Origin of the sequence: Burkholderia sp. Bp9143 (assembly GCF_003853645.1) — a bacterium.
Lineage (GTDB): Bacteria > Pseudomonadota > Gammaproteobacteria > Burkholderiales > Burkholderiaceae > Burkholderia.
In genome coordinates, this window is sequence record NZ_QTPO01000026.1 from 56,679 (window position 1) to 71,134 (window position 14,456).

The 14,456-nt window shown below is 66.0% G+C and carries 13 protein-coding genes; 7 read left to right on the plus strand and 6 right to left on the minus strand.

Going from position 1 to position 14,456, the window contains the following annotated elements; translation table 11 throughout:
• Positions 1-60: 60 nt before the first annotated feature.
• From DIE23_RS20465 to DIE23_RS20480, 4 genes are all read left to right on the plus strand, one after another.
• The gene (locus DIE23_RS20465) at positions 61-1,005 is read left to right on the plus strand and encodes a GlxA family transcriptional regulator (RefSeq protein ID WP_124613792.1); all 945 of its coding nucleotides are present in this window, start codon (positions 61-63) and stop codon (positions 1,003-1,005) included.
• 478 nt (positions 1,006-1,483) lie between these two features.
• Positions 1,484-3,196 (plus strand): M36 family metallopeptidase, encoded by a 1,713-nt coding sequence (locus DIE23_RS20470; protein WP_124613793.1) that lies wholly within the window; start codon positions 1,484-1,486, stop codon positions 3,194-3,196.
• Between the two features lie 79 nt (positions 3,197-3,275).
• On the plus strand, positions 3,276-4,529 hold the full coding sequence (locus tag DIE23_RS20475) for a M20/M25/M40 family metallo-hydrolase (RefSeq protein ID WP_124613794.1): 1,254 nt from the start codon (positions 3,276-3,278) through the stop codon (positions 4,527-4,529).
• A gap of 124 nt (positions 4,530-4,653) precedes the next feature.
• A complete protein-coding gene (locus tag DIE23_RS20480) occupies positions 4,654-5,016 on the plus strand; it encodes a YbjQ family protein (protein ID WP_124613795.1) in 363 nt (120 codons plus the stop codon).
• A gap of 6 nt (positions 5,017-5,022) precedes the next feature.
• On the opposite strand, the gene DIE23_RS20485 is transcribed toward DIE23_RS20480, so the two are convergent.
• The 3 genes from DIE23_RS20485 to DIE23_RS40245 all read right to left on the minus strand — a co-directional run bounded on the left by DIE23_RS20485 (position 5,023) and on the right by DIE23_RS40245 (position 7,229).
• Complete coding sequence (locus DIE23_RS20485; protein ID WP_124613796.1) at positions 5,023-6,273, minus strand: MFS transporter; 1,251 nt, start codon at positions 6,271-6,273, stop codon at positions 5,023-5,025.
• Between the two features lie 230 nt (positions 6,274-6,503).
• On the minus strand, positions 6,504-6,962 hold the full coding sequence (locus DIE23_RS20490; RefSeq protein ID WP_124613797.1) for an Lrp/AsnC family transcriptional regulator: 459 nt from the start codon (positions 6,960-6,962) through the stop codon (positions 6,504-6,506).
• A gap of 141 nt (positions 6,963-7,103) precedes the next feature.
• Complete coding sequence (locus tag DIE23_RS40245; protein ID WP_260436121.1) at positions 7,104-7,229, minus strand: hypothetical protein; 126 nt, start codon at positions 7,227-7,229, stop codon at positions 7,104-7,106.
• A gap of 42 nt (positions 7,230-7,271) precedes the next feature.
• Here DIE23_RS40245 and DIE23_RS20495 point away from each other — a divergent pair, with 42 nt between their 5' ends.
• From DIE23_RS20495 to DIE23_RS20505, 3 genes are read left to right on the plus strand one after another with little or no spacing between them, the layout of a single operon-like run.
• Complete coding sequence (locus tag DIE23_RS20495; protein WP_124613798.1) at positions 7,272-8,660, plus strand: amino acid permease; 1,389 nt, start codon at positions 7,272-7,274, stop codon at positions 8,658-8,660.
• A gap of 60 nt (positions 8,661-8,720) precedes the next feature.
• Positions 8,721-9,944: a MalY/PatB family protein gene (locus DIE23_RS20500; RefSeq protein ID WP_124613799.1), complete on the plus strand. Its 1,224-nt coding sequence runs from the start codon at positions 8,721-8,723 to the stop codon at positions 9,942-9,944.
• A gap of 31 nt (positions 9,945-9,975) precedes the next feature.
• A complete protein-coding gene (locus DIE23_RS20505; protein WP_124613800.1) occupies positions 9,976-10,308 on the plus strand; it encodes a carboxymuconolactone decarboxylase family protein in 333 nt (110 codons plus the stop codon).
• Between the two features lie 134 nt (positions 10,309-10,442).
• Here DIE23_RS20505 and DIE23_RS20510 read toward each other — a convergent pair whose 3' ends face one another.
• From DIE23_RS20510 to betC, 3 genes are all read right to left on the minus strand, one after another.
• Positions 10,443-11,582: a porin gene (locus DIE23_RS20510; RefSeq protein ID WP_124613801.1), complete on the minus strand. Its 1,140-nt coding sequence runs from the start codon at positions 11,580-11,582 to the stop codon at positions 10,443-10,445.
• Positions 11,583-11,838: 256 nt separating this feature from the next.
• Positions 11,839-12,807, minus strand: a complete 969-nt coding sequence (gene choX, locus DIE23_RS20515; protein WP_124613802.1) for a choline ABC transporter substrate-binding protein — start codon at positions 12,805-12,807, stop codon at positions 11,839-11,841.
• A gap of 45 nt (positions 12,808-12,852) precedes the next feature.
• Positions 12,853-14,388 carry a choline-sulfatase gene (gene betC, locus DIE23_RS20520; RefSeq protein ID WP_124613803.1) on the minus strand — a complete coding sequence of 512 codons (1,536 nt, stop codon included), beginning with the start codon at positions 14,386-14,388 and terminating at the stop codon, positions 12,853-12,855.
• Positions 14,389-14,456: the final 68 nt, after the last annotated feature.

The following is a 14,456-nucleotide window of genomic DNA, read 5'->3' on the forward strand; positions in this document are numbered from 1 at the left end:
CCGCTCGCCGCGCCGCGTCGCTCAGTACGTGACGACCACCCGATTCCACCTCACGCCCCGATGCCAGAGGATTTCCACTTCCTGTTGCTGCCCGGCTTCTCCGCACTCGGCTTCATGTCGGCGGTCGAACCGTTGCGCGTCGCGAACCGCTTTCGCACCGAGCTGTACCGCTGGCACGTGATCAGCGCGGACGGCGCGCCCGTCGCCGCGAGCAACGGCATCCCGGTCGCGGCCGAAGCCGCGTGCGCGGACGTCGCGCAGGTCGAGACCGTGTTCGTCGTCGCCGGCTTCGACCCGCTCGTGTGCTACGACCGCGCGCTCGGCGACTGGCTTCGCCGCCAGAACCGGCACGGCGCGACGCTCGGCGGCATCGACACAGGCAGCTTCGTGCTCGCGGAAGCCGGGCTGTTCGACGCGTCGCAAACGCTCACGTTGCACTGGGAAGCGCTCGCCGCGTTCCGCGAACGCTACCCGGGCCTGAACGCGACGCAGGAACTGTTCGAGATCGATGACCGGCGCATCACCTGCGCGGGCGGCACCGCATCGATCGACATGATGCTCGACCTGATCGGCCGGCGGCACGGCGCCGATCTCGCGGCGGCGATCTCCGAGCAGTTCGTCGTCAGCCGCATCCGGCAGCGTTCGGACAGCCAGCGGCTCGAGATCGCCGCGCGCTACGGCGTGCACAACCGCAAGCTGATCCAGGTGATCGGCACGATGCAGCGGCACATGGAGACCCCGCTCGGCTCCGACGCACTCGCGCAGGAGGTATCGATCACGCGGCGTCAGCTCGAACGTCTGTTCAGCGCGACGCTGAACGACACGCCGACGCGCTTCTACCTGAACCTGCGTCTCGATCGCGCACGCGAGCTGCTGCAGCAGACCGACATGAGCATCACGGCAGTGTGCGTCGCGTGCGGCTTCGAATCGCCGTCGCATTTCTCGCGCACGTATCGCTCGCGTTTCGGCGTGAGCCCGCGCAGCGACCGCCGCGCGACGCACTGAACGGCGCCGCTTTTGCGTACAATCCGGCGCGCTATTGCGCGCTCCGGCAGCGTTTCCCGCCATTCGTTCAACAATGACGACCATTGATCGACGGACCGAAGCGGCCGTCGAAAATAAATTGCAAAGTTTCCGAAAATGTTCTGTAACATACCTCGCAATTAGATAGGCAGCCCTAAGGAGATGAGAGCCCGGGCCCGACGCACGTCGCGCCACGCAGGCTGCCAACCGATATCAATGCCGATCCGAGGGGTATGACATGACGATGCTCGCTTCGCCGTCGCCGCACCTGCCTGCCGTTCGCTTCCCCGCCGCCTTTCCTTTCCGATTCGTTTCGACCTGACGCTTAGTCGTCCTCAGTCAGTCGAATCTCCCAGCACCGCTTCGCCGCACCGGTTCCATCGAGCCGGCGCGCGGGCCGTGTCGTGCCTGCTCGCCACAAGCGCGCGGGCGTGTCCAACCGTTGAGATGAGGATCACGTATGCAGACATCACGCAAAGCATTGCCGCTCGCCCTGGGTCTCGCGCTCGGTTTCGGCATCGTCGGCGGCAGCGCGGCCGATACCAAGGTCGCGAACCCGCAGGCGTCGAGCCTGCGCGAAAGCCTGACGCGCGGTGTGGCACCGGCCGCGGCCAAGGCCGATACCGCCGCGGGTCAATTCCGCGCCGACGGCGTCGCCGTCACGCTGTACAACCCTGCGTATCGCGCGAAGAAGGCGGCCGCCACACCCGCCGCCACCGCGCGCGATTTCGTCGCGTCGCAGGCCACGCAGCTCGGGCTCGACCCGGCCGCGCTGGCGAGCCTCGCGGTGACGTCGGAGCGCAACGACGCCGACTTCACCGTCGTGCGCTTCCAGCAGCAGGCGGCCGGGCTGCCCGTGTACGGCAGCGACATCGCGGTGACGGTCGCGAAGGACGGTCGCATCCTGTACGTCGCGAGCAACACGATCAACGGCGTGGTCGCCACCACGCGCAAGTCGCAGGCCGTCGACCAGCAACAGGCACTCGATCGCGCGCGCGCGTATCTCGGCGTCAGCGGCTTCACGAACCTCGGCGCACAGCTCGTCGCGTTCGTCGACAAGGCCGGCACGCATACCGCCTGGAAGGTGCGCGGCCGCCCGCAGGACGGCCCGAAGGGCGACTGGGAACTGCTGATCGACACGGGCAGCGGCGAAGTGCTGCGCGCCGAGGACAAGGCGTTCTATGCGACCGACGGCACCGGCTTCGTGTTCCGTCCGGATCCGCTGTCGCCGACGAAAAGCAGCTACGGCAGCACGGGCTACAAGGACAACAACGACGCCGATTCCACGCAGCTCTCGGCCGCGCGCGTGCGCGTGACGCTGAAGGAGCTCGCGCAGTCGGGTTCGCGCTACGTGCTGTCGGGACCGTATGCGTCGTGCGTCGATTTCGATGCGCCGCGCGACAACGCATGCCCGTTGCAGGCGACGCCGGCGTTCGAGTTCGCGCGCGGCAATCTGTACTTCGAGGCGGTGAACGTGTACTACCACATCGACACGTTCCTCCGTTACGTGAACCAGACGCTCGGCATCAAGGCGCTGCCGTACCAGTACACGGGCGGCGTGCAGTACGACCCGCACGGCGAATCGGGCGACGACAACTCGTCGTACTCGTCGAGCAGCGGCCGGCTGACCTTCGGTCAGGGCGGCGTCGACGATGCGGAAGATGCCGACGTCGTGATCCACGAACTCGGTCACGGCATCCACGACTGGGTCACCAACGGCGGCCTGTCGCAACAGGAAGGCCTGTCGGAAGGCACGGGCGATTATCTCGCCGCCGCGTACAGCCGCGACTTCAACCAGTGGAGCCCGTCGGACGCGCAGTATCACTGGGTCTACAACTGGGACGGCCACAACGAATACTGGGGCGGCCGCGTGACGAACTGGAACGTCGGGCGCACGTATGCGCAGGCACGCGGCGCGGAGATCCACACCGCCGGCCAGTACTGGGCGTCGTGCAACCTCGTCGCACGCGACGCGATCGGCGCGCAGGCTATGGACAAGGCATTCCTGAAGGGGCTGTCGATGACCAACGGCTCGACGAACCAGAAGGCCGCCGCGCAAGCGGTGCTGACGGCCGCCGCCGCGCTCGGCTACAGCAGCGCGCAGCTCACGGCGATCGGCGATGCGTACAACAAGAGCTGCACCTACGGCGTGACCGTGCCACAGAAGTCCTGATTCCGCAGCAGGCGAAGGGGCGTCGCACGACCTGCGGCGCGCCCGCTTCCTCGACATCGCTACCCTCACGAGATCGAACATGCCTACTCTGACATTGACCCGCCTGAGCGCCGCGCTGGGCGGCATGCTGCTGACCGCCGCCGCGCAGGCAACACCCGTGTGGATCACGCTCGGCGATACCGCGTTCAAGCAGCTTCAACGCATCGATGCAAGCACAACCGCGCAATACAGCACGACAGTCGACGCCGGCAAGACGGCCGACGGCGCCGTGCGCCGCGAGACCGTGCATGTCGTCGAGATCGACGATTCCCGGCTCGGCGAGCTGGCCCGCGCGGTGCACCATGCGCGCGGTCACGGGCCCGGCTACATCGTGCACGAGTCGTTCGACGACGCGCGCCAGGCGTTGCAGCCCGTACCCGCGACGGTCGCGAAACAGGCGGCCGCGCCGGTCTACACGGTGTCGAACGCGCCGCGGATCAAGACCTGGATCCAGCAACTTCAGGCCAGCAACATCGTCGGCACGATCACGTCGCTGTCCGGCTTCACGAACCGCTACTACACGACGTCGCACGGCGTCGCCGCGTCGGACTGGCTTGCCCTGCAATGGAAGCAGCTCGCCGGCTCGCGCACCGACATCGCGGTCGAGCAGTTCACGCATACGGGCTTTCCGCAGAAATCCGTGATCCTGACGATCCGCGGCGGCGATCCGACCGCGGGCACGGTCGTGCTCGGCGGCCACCTCGATTCGACGGTCGGCCGCACGACGGAAAACACGCGCTCGCCCGGCGCCGACGACGATGCGTCCGGCATCGCGAGCCTGACCGAAGCGCTGCGCGTGCTGCTCGCGAACGACTATCGACCGAAGCGGACGATCAAGTTCGTCGGCTACGCAGCCGAGGAAGCCGGCTTGCTCGGCTCGAAGGCGATCGCGAAGCAGTTCCGCGCGCAGAATGCGAACGTGGTCGGCGTGCTGCAGCTCGACATGACGAACTACAAGGGCGATCCGAAAGACATCTACCTGATCACCGACTACACGAACGCCGCGCAGAACACCTATCTGACGAACCTGGCGACGACCTACCTGCCGGAACTCGCGATCGGCACGTCGCAGTGCGGGTATGCGTGCTCGGATCACGCGTCGTGGAATGCGCAGGGTTATCCGGCATCGTTCCCGTTCGAGGCCGATCAGAACGACAGTCCGACTATCCATACCGTGAACGACACGCTGGAGAATTCGGATCGGCAGGCGAACCACGCGCTGAAGTTCGGCAAACTGGCGCTCGCCTATGCGGTCGATCTCGGCGGCGACGGCAGCGCGACCGTCAAGCACTGACCCGGCCTCGGCCGGTTCGAGCCGCACCGGGCGCGCGCGTCATGCGCGCCCGATACCGTTCGAGCGCGTTTCCGGTTCCGGATAGAATCGTCGCTCGATCACTTCCGCACCCCGGTGCACCGCCATGACCGAACTCTCCCGCTCAATCAGCGATCTCACGCCCGAGCGTGTCACGACCGCCTTCGACCTGGCCGGCCATACGACGGTCCGCTCGCTCGGCGTCGCACAGGGCATCATCGTGCGTTCGCGCTCGATCGTCGGCTCGTTCGGCGCGGCGCTGCAGACCCTCTTCGGCGGCAACATCACGCTCTATACGTCGCTGTGCGAAAAGGCACGCCAGCAGGCGTTCGACAAGATGCTCGCCGATGCGCGCAAGCTCGGCGCAAATGCGATCGTCGCGATGCACTACGACTCGACCGAGATCGGGTCGGGCGTCACGGAAGTCATCTGCTACGGCACGGCCGTGCGCGTGACGCAGGATGCCTGACGCGCATCACACGTCGCGTTCGAGCGACTTCATGCTGGTCAGCTGAGGAAACAGCTTCATCCACGTGAGCGCAACGGCGATCGTCGCCGCGCCGCCGACCACGATCGCCGCCGGCGCGCCCCACCATGCGGCCGTCACGCCCGATTCGAATTCGCCGAGCTGGTTCGACGTGCCGATGAACAGCGAATTGACCGCGCTCACGCGCCCGAGCATCTCGTCGGGCGTGCGCAGCTGTACGAGCGACAGGCGCACGACGACGCTCACCACGTCCGACGCACCTAACGCCGCCAGCGCGACGAGCGACAGCGCAAAATTCCTCGACAGCCCGAACACGATGGTCGCGATGCCGAACGCGATCACGCCGCCGAACATCGCGCGGCCCGGCCGCCCCTTCAACGGAAAACGCGTGAGCCACAGCGTGCCCGCGAGCGCGCCGACCGCCGGCGCCGCGCGCAATGCGCCGAGCCCCCACGGCCCGACCTGCAGGATGTCGCGTGCGTAGATCGGCAGCAGCGCGGTCGCGCCGCCGAACAGCACCGCGAACAGGTCGAGCGACAACGCACCGAGGATCGACGGTTCGCGCCGGATGAACGCGATGCCCGAGAACACCGAACGCAGCGTGACCGGCTCGCGTGCCGGCGGCGCGCTGCGCAGCGGAATCGTGCCGCTCAGCACCGCCGCGATCGCGAACGCGACCACGCTCGTGCCGAACGCAGCGGGCGCACCGATGCCATACAGCAGTCCGCCGAATGCGGGCCCGAGAATCTGCGCGGCCTGGTTCGCGGACGTCGACAGCGCGGTCGCGCGCGGCAGGTCGCTGCGCGGCACGACGGCCGGCAGCAGCGACGACACCGACGGCGATTCGAACGCGCGCGCGGTCCCGACGATCGCCGCGAGCGCATACACGCCCGGTGCGGTGAGCCCGCCTTTCGCCGCGCCGAACAGGAATACGCCGGCGGCCAACGCCTCGACGCCCTGGCAGATCGTCGCGATGCGCCGGCGGTCGTAGCGGTCGGCCACCTGCCCGACGACGAGCGTCAGCGCGAACATCGGCACGAACTGCGCGAGCCCGACGAGACCGAGCGCGAACGCGCTGTGCGTGAGCGCATAGACATACCAGCCGATCGCGACCGACAGGATCTGGAACGCGAGCGACGACATCACGCGCGTGCCCCAGAAGCGCTGGAACGGTGCGTGGCGAAACAGGTTGGCGGGTAACGGCGACGGCGAACTGGATTCGGGTAACGGGGTAGTCATCGGCGGGAAGGCGTCGGGGGCGGCCGATCGGCGGAGTGCGGGGCGCGCCAGATCGCGATGATATCGTCAACCGCCGGCACCCGGCACGGCGCGCAACGCTCATTCGGCCAGCCCCGAATCCCGAATCGTGCACGACAGCACTACGCGGATGCCACCGGCAACGTGGCGTCAGCAGCCGGTTTCATGTTGACGCGTATGCGCGTTCGTACGCTGCCGCGGCACGCAGCGATTCACAGCGGCAGGCTCGTCGAACGCTTGATTTCCTTCAGCGAAAACCCCGTATACATTTCCTTGATGTTGCCGAGCGTCCGAATTCGGTGCATCGCGAGCGAATGGAATGCCTCCATGTCGCGAACGACTACCTGAAGCAGGTAATCGTATTTGCCGGATACGTTGTGGCACGCCACCACATTCGGCAGCGCCATCACGCCCGCCTCGAATGCGTGCATGGCCTTCTCGGAGTGGCTGTCGAGCATGATGTTGATGAAGGCGAAGAGTCCCAGCCCCAGTTCCTGCTGATTCAAGGCCGCGTGATAGCCCTGAATGACCTGTTTCTCCAGCCGCTTCACTCGCTTCCAGCAAGCGGGGGCCGACAAGCCGATCCTCTCCGCGATTTCAGCGTTGGTCAGCCGCCCATCGACCTGCAGCAACTCCAGGATCTTTCGGTCGGTATCGTCCAGTTCCGTCATGTCCACTCTCCCCGTTGTTCTGCTTCGTCGAAGCATTCGCTCGTTCGCGCACCGAAGCGACGCGACACGCGTCACCCTGCGACTGATTCGCAGCCATCGCGCCTTGGTTAATTATATTCGTCACATACATCACAACTGTTATCAGGAAGAAATCTTCTTAACCGAATCATCGACGATCATTAACCAAACAATGACGGGCGGATCGGCATCGAGTTGCCGGCCGAGGCGGTCGATCCGCGCCTGCGATGTCTGAAAGGCGGCGTTCACGAAAGGCGCCGCCAGCCCATATACAAGAAATGGAGGAGCTGGATGAGTCTGTTCAGAACAAAGGACCTGTCGGCGATGCTTGCCGCCAGTCACGCGCCGCACGGCTTGAAGAAGGTGCTTGGGCCCTTCGATCTCATCCTGATGGGGATCAGGGCGATCGTCGGCACCGGCATTTTCGTGCTGACCGGTACCGGTGCGCTGACTGCCGGACCGGCGCTGACCGTATCGTTCGTCATTGCCGCGCTGGCGTGCGGATTGGCAGCGCTGTGCTATGCGGAATTCGCTTCGTCGGTGCCGGTCGCCGGCTCGATCTATACGTACAGCTATGCCACGCTGGGCGAGTTGGTCGCATGGATGATCGGATGGGACCTGATGCTCGAGTACGGTCTGGCAAGCTCCGCCGTATCGGTGGGCTGGTCGGGCTACTTCCAGTCGCTGATCGGCGGATTCGGCCTGCACCTGCCAGCCGTGCTGTCGGCCGCGCCGGGCGCGATTCCGGGCGTGCATACGTGGTTCAACCTCCCGGCATTCCTCGTCATGCTGGTGCTGACCGCCCTGTTGTCTCTCGGCGTGCGCGAATCGGCGCGACTCAACAACGTGATGGTCGGACTGAAGATCTGCGTCGTGCTGCTGTTCATCCTGGTCGGCGCGCGCCACGTTCAACCGGAGAACTGGCATCCGTTCACGCCCTTCGGCTACTCCGGCGTGTTCAGCGCGGCCGCGCTCGTGTTCTTCGCGTTCATCGGCTTCGATGCGGTCACGTCCGCCGCCGAGGAGGTGAAACGGCCGGCGCGCGACCTGCCGATCGGCATCATCGGATCGCTGGCCGTCTGTGCGGTGTTGTACGTCGCGGTGTCGGCCATCATGACCGGCATCGTCCCGTACCGGAAGTTCCTCGGCATCGACCACCCGGTATCCCTCGCACTGCAATACGCGGGCGAGAACTGGGTCGCCGGCTTCGTCGATCTCGGCGCGATTCTCGGCATGACCACCGTCATTCTCGTGATGACCTACGGGCAAACACGCATCGTCTTCGCGATGTCGCGCGACGGACTTTTGCCGAAGAAGCTGTCGAGCGTTCATGCGCGTCTCGGTACGCCGTTCTTCGCGACCTGGATCGTCGGGATCCTGTTCGGTCTGGTCGCGGCCGTGGTTCCGCTCGACGTGCTGACCGAACTGATCAACATCGGAACGCTGGCGGCATTCAGCCTGATTTCGGTCGCCGTCATCATCCTGCGGAAAACCCGTCCCGATCTTCCGCGTGCGTTCCGATGCCCAGCCGTGCCGCTGCTGCCACTGCTCGCGATCGCGTTCTGCATCACGCTCACCGTGTTCCTTCAAGCCACGACCTGGATCGCGTTTCTGGTCTGGCTCGCGATCGGGCTCGTCGTGTACTTCACGTACGCGCGCCGGCGCTCGCTCCTCAACTGATTCCCGGACATCGCGCCGGAGATCGGTCAGACCGACTTTTCAATGAATGACGGACCACACATGGGTTACGACTTTGATCGCCTGATTTCCCGCCGCGGCACCAATGCGCTCGCGGAGGACGGCTTCGAAAACTATCTGTTCGGCGCCGACGCGGCTGCACCCGCGCTCGATGTACCGAGAGAGGAATTGATTTCGATGTGGGTGGCGGACATGCAGTTCGCTGCGCCCGATGCGGCCATCGACGCGATCTCCGAGCGCCTGAAGCATCCGGTCCTCGGCTATACGATGAACTTCGACGATCAACTCTACGATGCTTTCCATGCGTGGTGCGCCGAGCGATACGACTGGCGCTTCGCGCGCGAGGAGATGCAGGTCTCGCTTGGCGTCATCCCGGCGCTCTTCGGGCTGGTCGAATACATCTGCGGCGCCGGCGACAAGGTGCTTACGCTGTCGCCGGCCTATGGCTACTTCAAGCATGCGGCGACCTTGCGCGATCGCGAACTGGTGACGTCGCGCCTGCTTGCCTGCGACGACGGCAGCTACACGATCGACTTCGACGACTTCGAGGCGAAGGTCAGCGATCCGGCGGTGAAGCTCTTTTTCCTCTGCCATCCACACAACCCGACCGGCCGGGTATGGACGGACGACGAACTCCGCCGCATGGGCGAGCTCTGCTTCGCAAACGGCGTCAGGATCGTCTCCGACGAGATCCACTGCGATCTGCTCAGAACCGGCGGCCGGCATACGCCGCTGGCCAGACTGTTCCCGGGCAGCCGGAACATCGTCACCTGCATGGCCGTCAGCAAGACCTTCAACCTGGCGGGGATGATGATCGCGACCGTGATCATTCCCGACCCGGCACTGCGCGCGGAATGGAAGCGACGGCACTACCCATTCGTGAATCCCCTCAGCCTCGCCGCCGCCACGGGTGCATATCGGAACGGCGCGCCGTGGCTGGATGCGTTGCGCGCCTATCTGGACGGCAACTTCGCATGGACCGGCCAGTTTCTGAACGAACACTTGCCCAAGGCCGTATTCCGAATTCCGGATGCAACCTATCTGGCATGGATCGACCTCCATGCCTATTTCGACGAGCCGGTCAACCTCACCCGGCTCTTCCTCGAAAAGGCGGGCGTGATCCTCGAGGGCGGGGAAATGTTCGTCGAAAACGGCGGTTGCCGCGTGCGGCTCAATCTCGCGTGCCCGCGCACGCAGGTACGGCGGTCGCTGGAAAGGATCCGCGACGTGATCGTCGGCTACCGCGATAGCCATCAGCCGGCGTGACCGTCATACAACCCTGCAACAAAGGAAAACCATGAACGACTGGAACGAATATCGCGAGCAGCTCACATTGCGATTCCGTGAAATGGGCAAGCTGTCGCCCGAGACCATGAAGGGCGTCGTGGCGCTCGGGCAGGCTGGCGCGAAGACGAATCATCTCGATGCGAAGACGCGAGAACTGATCTCCCTGGCGGTCGCCGTGACCACGCGTTGCGACGGCTGCATCGCGTTTCACGCGAGCGAGGCCAGGCAGGCGGGCGCGACCAAGGACGAGCTTGCCGAAGCGCTGAGTGTCGCGATCAACCTGAATGCGGGTGCCGCCCTCGTATATTCCGCGCGCACGCTCGATGCATTCGACAATGCGTGAATCCGGTTGACGGATCGGCGGGGGCACCCTTCGGTGCTTTCGCGATTCCGCGAATCGGAAAAAAAAAGCGCGAACCACGGTTCGCGCCAAAGAGAGACCTCGCTGAAGACGTCGAAAGATCTATCCCACCCCGCTCAGAAAGAATGCCGCATCCCGATCCGCACGTCGGCCTGCGTCTGCGTGGTCGACGGCGTGAAGCTGTAGCCGATCACCGCATCGACGCCCTGCGAAGCACGCAGGTAATCGCCGGAGATGTACACGTCGGTGCGCTTCGACAGCAGGTAGTGCAGGCCGGCCGTGCCCTGGTTCCAGTGGTGGCCTTCGAAGCGCGTGTGCTGGTAGCCCGCGATGAGGCTCAGCGCCGGCGTGAACTGGTACAGGCCGCCGCCTTCATACACCTGCATGTGCGACGACTGGCCGAAGCCCTTGATCGTCGTGTACGAGAAGTTCGCGTCGAGCGACAGCTTGCCGATCGTGTAGCTCGTGCCGATGCCGAACGTGCCCTGGCTGTCGACGTCCATCGCCGTGTTCGCGAACAGGTCGGTGCGCGCGCCGGTCGCCGGATCGACGGTGACGGTCTGCTGGCCGAGGAACGTATGCGTGCCGATCATCGCGTACGGGTCGAACGCATAGATGCCGTTCGGGTTGTTCAGGCGCGTGTACGCCGCACCGATCGAGAAGTCGCCCTTCGTGAAGCTCGCGCCCGCGCTCCATGCGCTGTTGCGATGGAAGTTGCCGGCGACGTTGCCGAACGAATACATCGCGCCGAACTTGAAGCCGTTCAGGTCGTTCGACAGGAACTTCACCGAGTTCGGCAGGCGGTCGCCGTTGAAGCGGTCGAAGTCGCCCTGGTGGATCGCATAGCCGCTGCCCCATGCCGAGATGTTGTAGATCGACACGAGCTCGTTGGTGATGTCCAGCTGGTTACCGAACGACAGCGTGCCCCAGTCGTTCTGCAGACCGACATAAGCCTGGCGGCCGAACTCCGCCCCGCCGAAGCCGAGCTGCCCGTTGCCGAGGTGGAAACCGCTCTCGAGCGTGAACACGGCCTTCAGGCCGCCGCCGAGATCTTCAGTGCCCTTCAGGCCGAAGCGGTTGCCGTACGCGATGCCGTCGTCGAACTTGACCACGTGCGAACCGCCCGTGTTGTTCACGTACGTGATGCCCGCGTCGATGATCCCGTACAGCGTCACGCTGCTCTGCGCGTGGCCGATGGCGGGAATACAGGCCGCGCATACCAGCGCGGCGGCTACGGCAACTTTCTTTTGCTTCATTGTCGACCACCCTCCCTGAACCGTTCGATGGAAAGAACCGTGGCCTGGCGCGTGCCGCAATACGCCGGCTGATTCGAATTCGCTACGTCTACTGGCTTCGGCATTTCGTTTTTCGCAATAACGCAGCCATTGGCGAAAAATACAAACCCATATTTCCGGCCACCCGTCTGAAGGCGACACCAAATGGTCTCGATGCGACTGTTCGGGAAAACACGGAGACGGGCGGCCGGGCAAAAACCGGCCGCCCGGAGGCAGGTCAGCGGGCGTCGAGCGCCGCGCGCACGGCCGGCAGGGCCGGCGTGCCGGATGCGGTCGTCACGCCGTCCAGCCAGCCCTGGACGAGCGCCGGGTCGGCCTTCAGCACGTGCTGCGCCGCGAGCGCGGGCGACGTCTTGTTGTCGAGCATGTCGGCGATCATCCGGTTCTCGACGTCGACGGAGAACGTCATCTGCCGGAACAGCCGCGCCAGGTTCGCGCACTGGCCGGCAAAGCCCGGGCGCGTCACCGTGTTGACCGTCGCGCCGCCATAGTTCGGGCCGAAATACGCGTCGCCGCCCGACAGGTAGGTCAGGTGGAACTTGGTGTTCATCAGGTGCGGCTCCCACGCGAGAAAGACGATCCAGCGCTTGTCCCGCACCGCGCGCTCGACCTGCGTGAGCATCCCCGTCTCGCTCGATTCGACGAGCGACCAGTTCGCCGCGCCCAGCGCATGGTCGGACAGCATCCGCTTGATGTTCTGGTTCGCGGGTGCGCCGGGCTCGATCCCGTAGATCTTGCCGTCGAAGCGGTCCGCGTAGCGCGCAAGATCGGCGAACGTGTGCACGCCGGCCGCCGCGACGTAGTCGGGCACGGCCAGCGTGAACTTCGCGCCGCTCAGGTTCGCGTGCAGCACGTCGATCGACTTCTCGTCGACGAACGGCTTCACGAGCGGCGCCTGCGCAGGCATCCAGTTGCCGAGGAACACGTCGACCTGCCCTTTCTTCAAGCCCTGGTACGTGATCGGCACCGACAGGTTCGCGACCTCCTGCCGGTAGCCGAGCGCCTTCAGCACGACGCCGGCCATCGCGTTCGTCGCGTCGATGTCGGTCCAGCCGGGCGCCGCCATCTTCACGTCGCGGCACGTCTGCGGGTCGGCGGCGTGCGCGGGCTGCACCGCCGCCGCGCATGCGGCCGCGGCGAGCGCCGTGCCGAGCCTCCGGATTGCTGCATGGGATTGCCGTTTCATGGTTTGCTTCCTCCGTCGTTCGTCAATGACCGCGATGCGGACCGTTCAGCGCCCGACGCGCGGAAAGCGCGCCATCGCTTCGAGCGTGTCGAGTTCGATGTGATTGCGCATGTAGCGCTGGCTCGCGTCGGTGAACGGTTGCCAGTCCCACGCCTGGATGCGGCCCTGCGTCGTCGCCGCGTAATGAAACCGGCGCCGCCGCTGGCTCGCGCGCACCTGCACGTCGAGTTCCGGCAGGTTCCAGCGCCGCGCGGCTTCCGCGCGGAAAGCGGCGAGCACGTCGGCGGCTTCGGGCAGGCCGGCCAGGTTCGTGCGCTCGCGCGGATCGTCGGCGAGGTTGTAGAGCTGGTCGGGGTCGGCCGGGCAATGCACGTACTTCCAGTCGCCGCGGCGGATCATCACGACCGGCGCGACCGCCCCTTCCGCGAGGTACTCGCCCAGCGCGACGTCGTGCGCGGGTGCGCCTTGCAGATGCGGCACGAGGCTCGCGCCGTCGACAGCGTCGGGCCAGCCGCCGGCGGGCGCCGCGCCGGCCAGGTCGACGAGCGTCGGCAGCAGGTCGACGTGCGACACGGGCCCGCGCACGCGCGCGGCGTCGAAGCGGCCCGGCGCGTGGACGATCAGCGGCACGCGGCAGCCGCCTTCGAAGAACGTCATCTTGTACCAGAGCCCTCGCTCGCCGAGCATGTCGCCGTGGTCGGACGTGACGATCACGATCGTGTCGTCGGCGAACCCGCATTGCTCGAGCGCGGCGAGCACGCTGCCGAACTGCGCGTCGACGTAGGACGTTGCGCCGTAGTACGCGCGGCGCGCGGCGCGGATCTGCGCGTCGGTCGGCGGCGTGCGGTCGTTTTCGCAGACGAAGCGCAGCCGCCGCGAATGCGGATCGCTCTCGTCCGCGTCGAGCCGCACGGCCGGCATGTCGATCTCGTCGTCGCTGTACAGATCCCAGTAATCGCGCGTGATCGCGTACGGATCGTGCGGATGCGTGAGCGACACGACCATGCAGAACGGCCGCGCGTCGTGCCCGGCCGCCCGCTCGCGCGCGACGTCGTACAGCTTCTGCTTCGCCGCGAACGTGACCTCGTCGTCGAAATCGAGCTGGTTCGTGCGCACGCACGGGCCGGCCTCGAGCACCGAGCTCATGTTGTGATACCAGCTCGGCCGCTCGGTCGGGGCGTCCCAGTCGGGCACCCAGCCGAAGTCGGCCGGATAGATGTCGGTCGTGAGCCGCTCCTCGAAGCCGTGCAGCTGGTCGGGGCCGCAGAAATGCATCTTGCCGGACAGCATCGTGCGGTAGCCGCCCGCGCGCAGGTAGTGCGCGAAGGTCAGCGTTTGCGCCGGCAATTCGGCGGCGTTATCGTAGGCGCCGATACCCGACGGCAGCTTGCCGGTCAGCAGCGAGAAACGCGACGGCGCGCACAGCGGGCTCGCGCAATACGCGGCATCGAACACCACGCCTTGCGCGGCGAGGCGGTCGAGCGTCGGCGTGCGGGCGACGCGGTTGCCGTAGGCCGGCAACGCGAACGGCGTCAGCTGGTCGGCCATCAGGATCAGGATGTTGGGAGTCGGGTTCGTCATCGCGGTCGTGGGGAAATCGGTGTTCGAACGGAACGGCGCGGCGCTCGTGCGGCGACGCAGCCGGCGTG

Bases quoted from the DNA above. Each gene is read 5' to 3' on its own strand.
- DIE23_RS20465 (WP_124613792.1), top strand. From the start codon at position 61: ATGCCAGAGGATTTCCACTTCCTGTTGCTGCCCGGCTTCTCCGCACTC.
- DIE23_RS20470 (WP_124613793.1), top strand. From the start codon at position 1,484: ATGCAGACATCACGCAAAGCATTGCCGCTCGCCCTGGGTCTCGCGCTC.
- DIE23_RS20475 (WP_124613794.1), top strand. From the start codon at position 3,276: ATGCCTACTCTGACATTGACCCGCCTGAGCGCCGCGCTGGGCGGCATG.
- DIE23_RS20480 (WP_124613795.1), top strand. From the start codon at position 4,654: ATGACCGAACTCTCCCGCTCAATCAGCGATCTCACGCCCGAGCGTGTC.
- DIE23_RS20485 (WP_124613796.1), bottom strand. From the start codon at position 6,273: ATGACTACCCCGTTACCCGAATCCAGTTCGCCGTCGCCGTTACCCGCC.
- DIE23_RS20490 (WP_124613797.1), bottom strand. From the start codon at position 6,962: ATGACGGAACTGGACGATACCGACCGAAAGATCCTGGAGTTGCTGCAG.
- DIE23_RS20495 (WP_124613798.1), top strand. From the start codon at position 7,272: ATGAGTCTGTTCAGAACAAAGGACCTGTCGGCGATGCTTGCCGCCAGT.
- DIE23_RS20500 (WP_124613799.1), top strand. From the start codon at position 8,721: ATGGGTTACGACTTTGATCGCCTGATTTCCCGCCGCGGCACCAATGCG.
- DIE23_RS20505 (WP_124613800.1), top strand. From the start codon at position 9,976: ATGAACGACTGGAACGAATATCGCGAGCAGCTCACATTGCGATTCCGT.
- DIE23_RS20510 (WP_124613801.1), bottom strand. From the start codon at position 11,582: ATGAAGCAAAAGAAAGTTGCCGTAGCCGCCGCGCTGGTATGCGCGGCC.
- choX (WP_124613802.1), bottom strand. From the start codon at position 12,807: ATGAAACGGCAATCCCATGCAGCAATCCGGAGGCTCGGCACGGCGCTC.
- betC (WP_124613803.1), bottom strand. From the start codon at position 14,388: ATGACGAACCCGACTCCCAACATCCTGATCCTGATGGCCGACCAGCTG.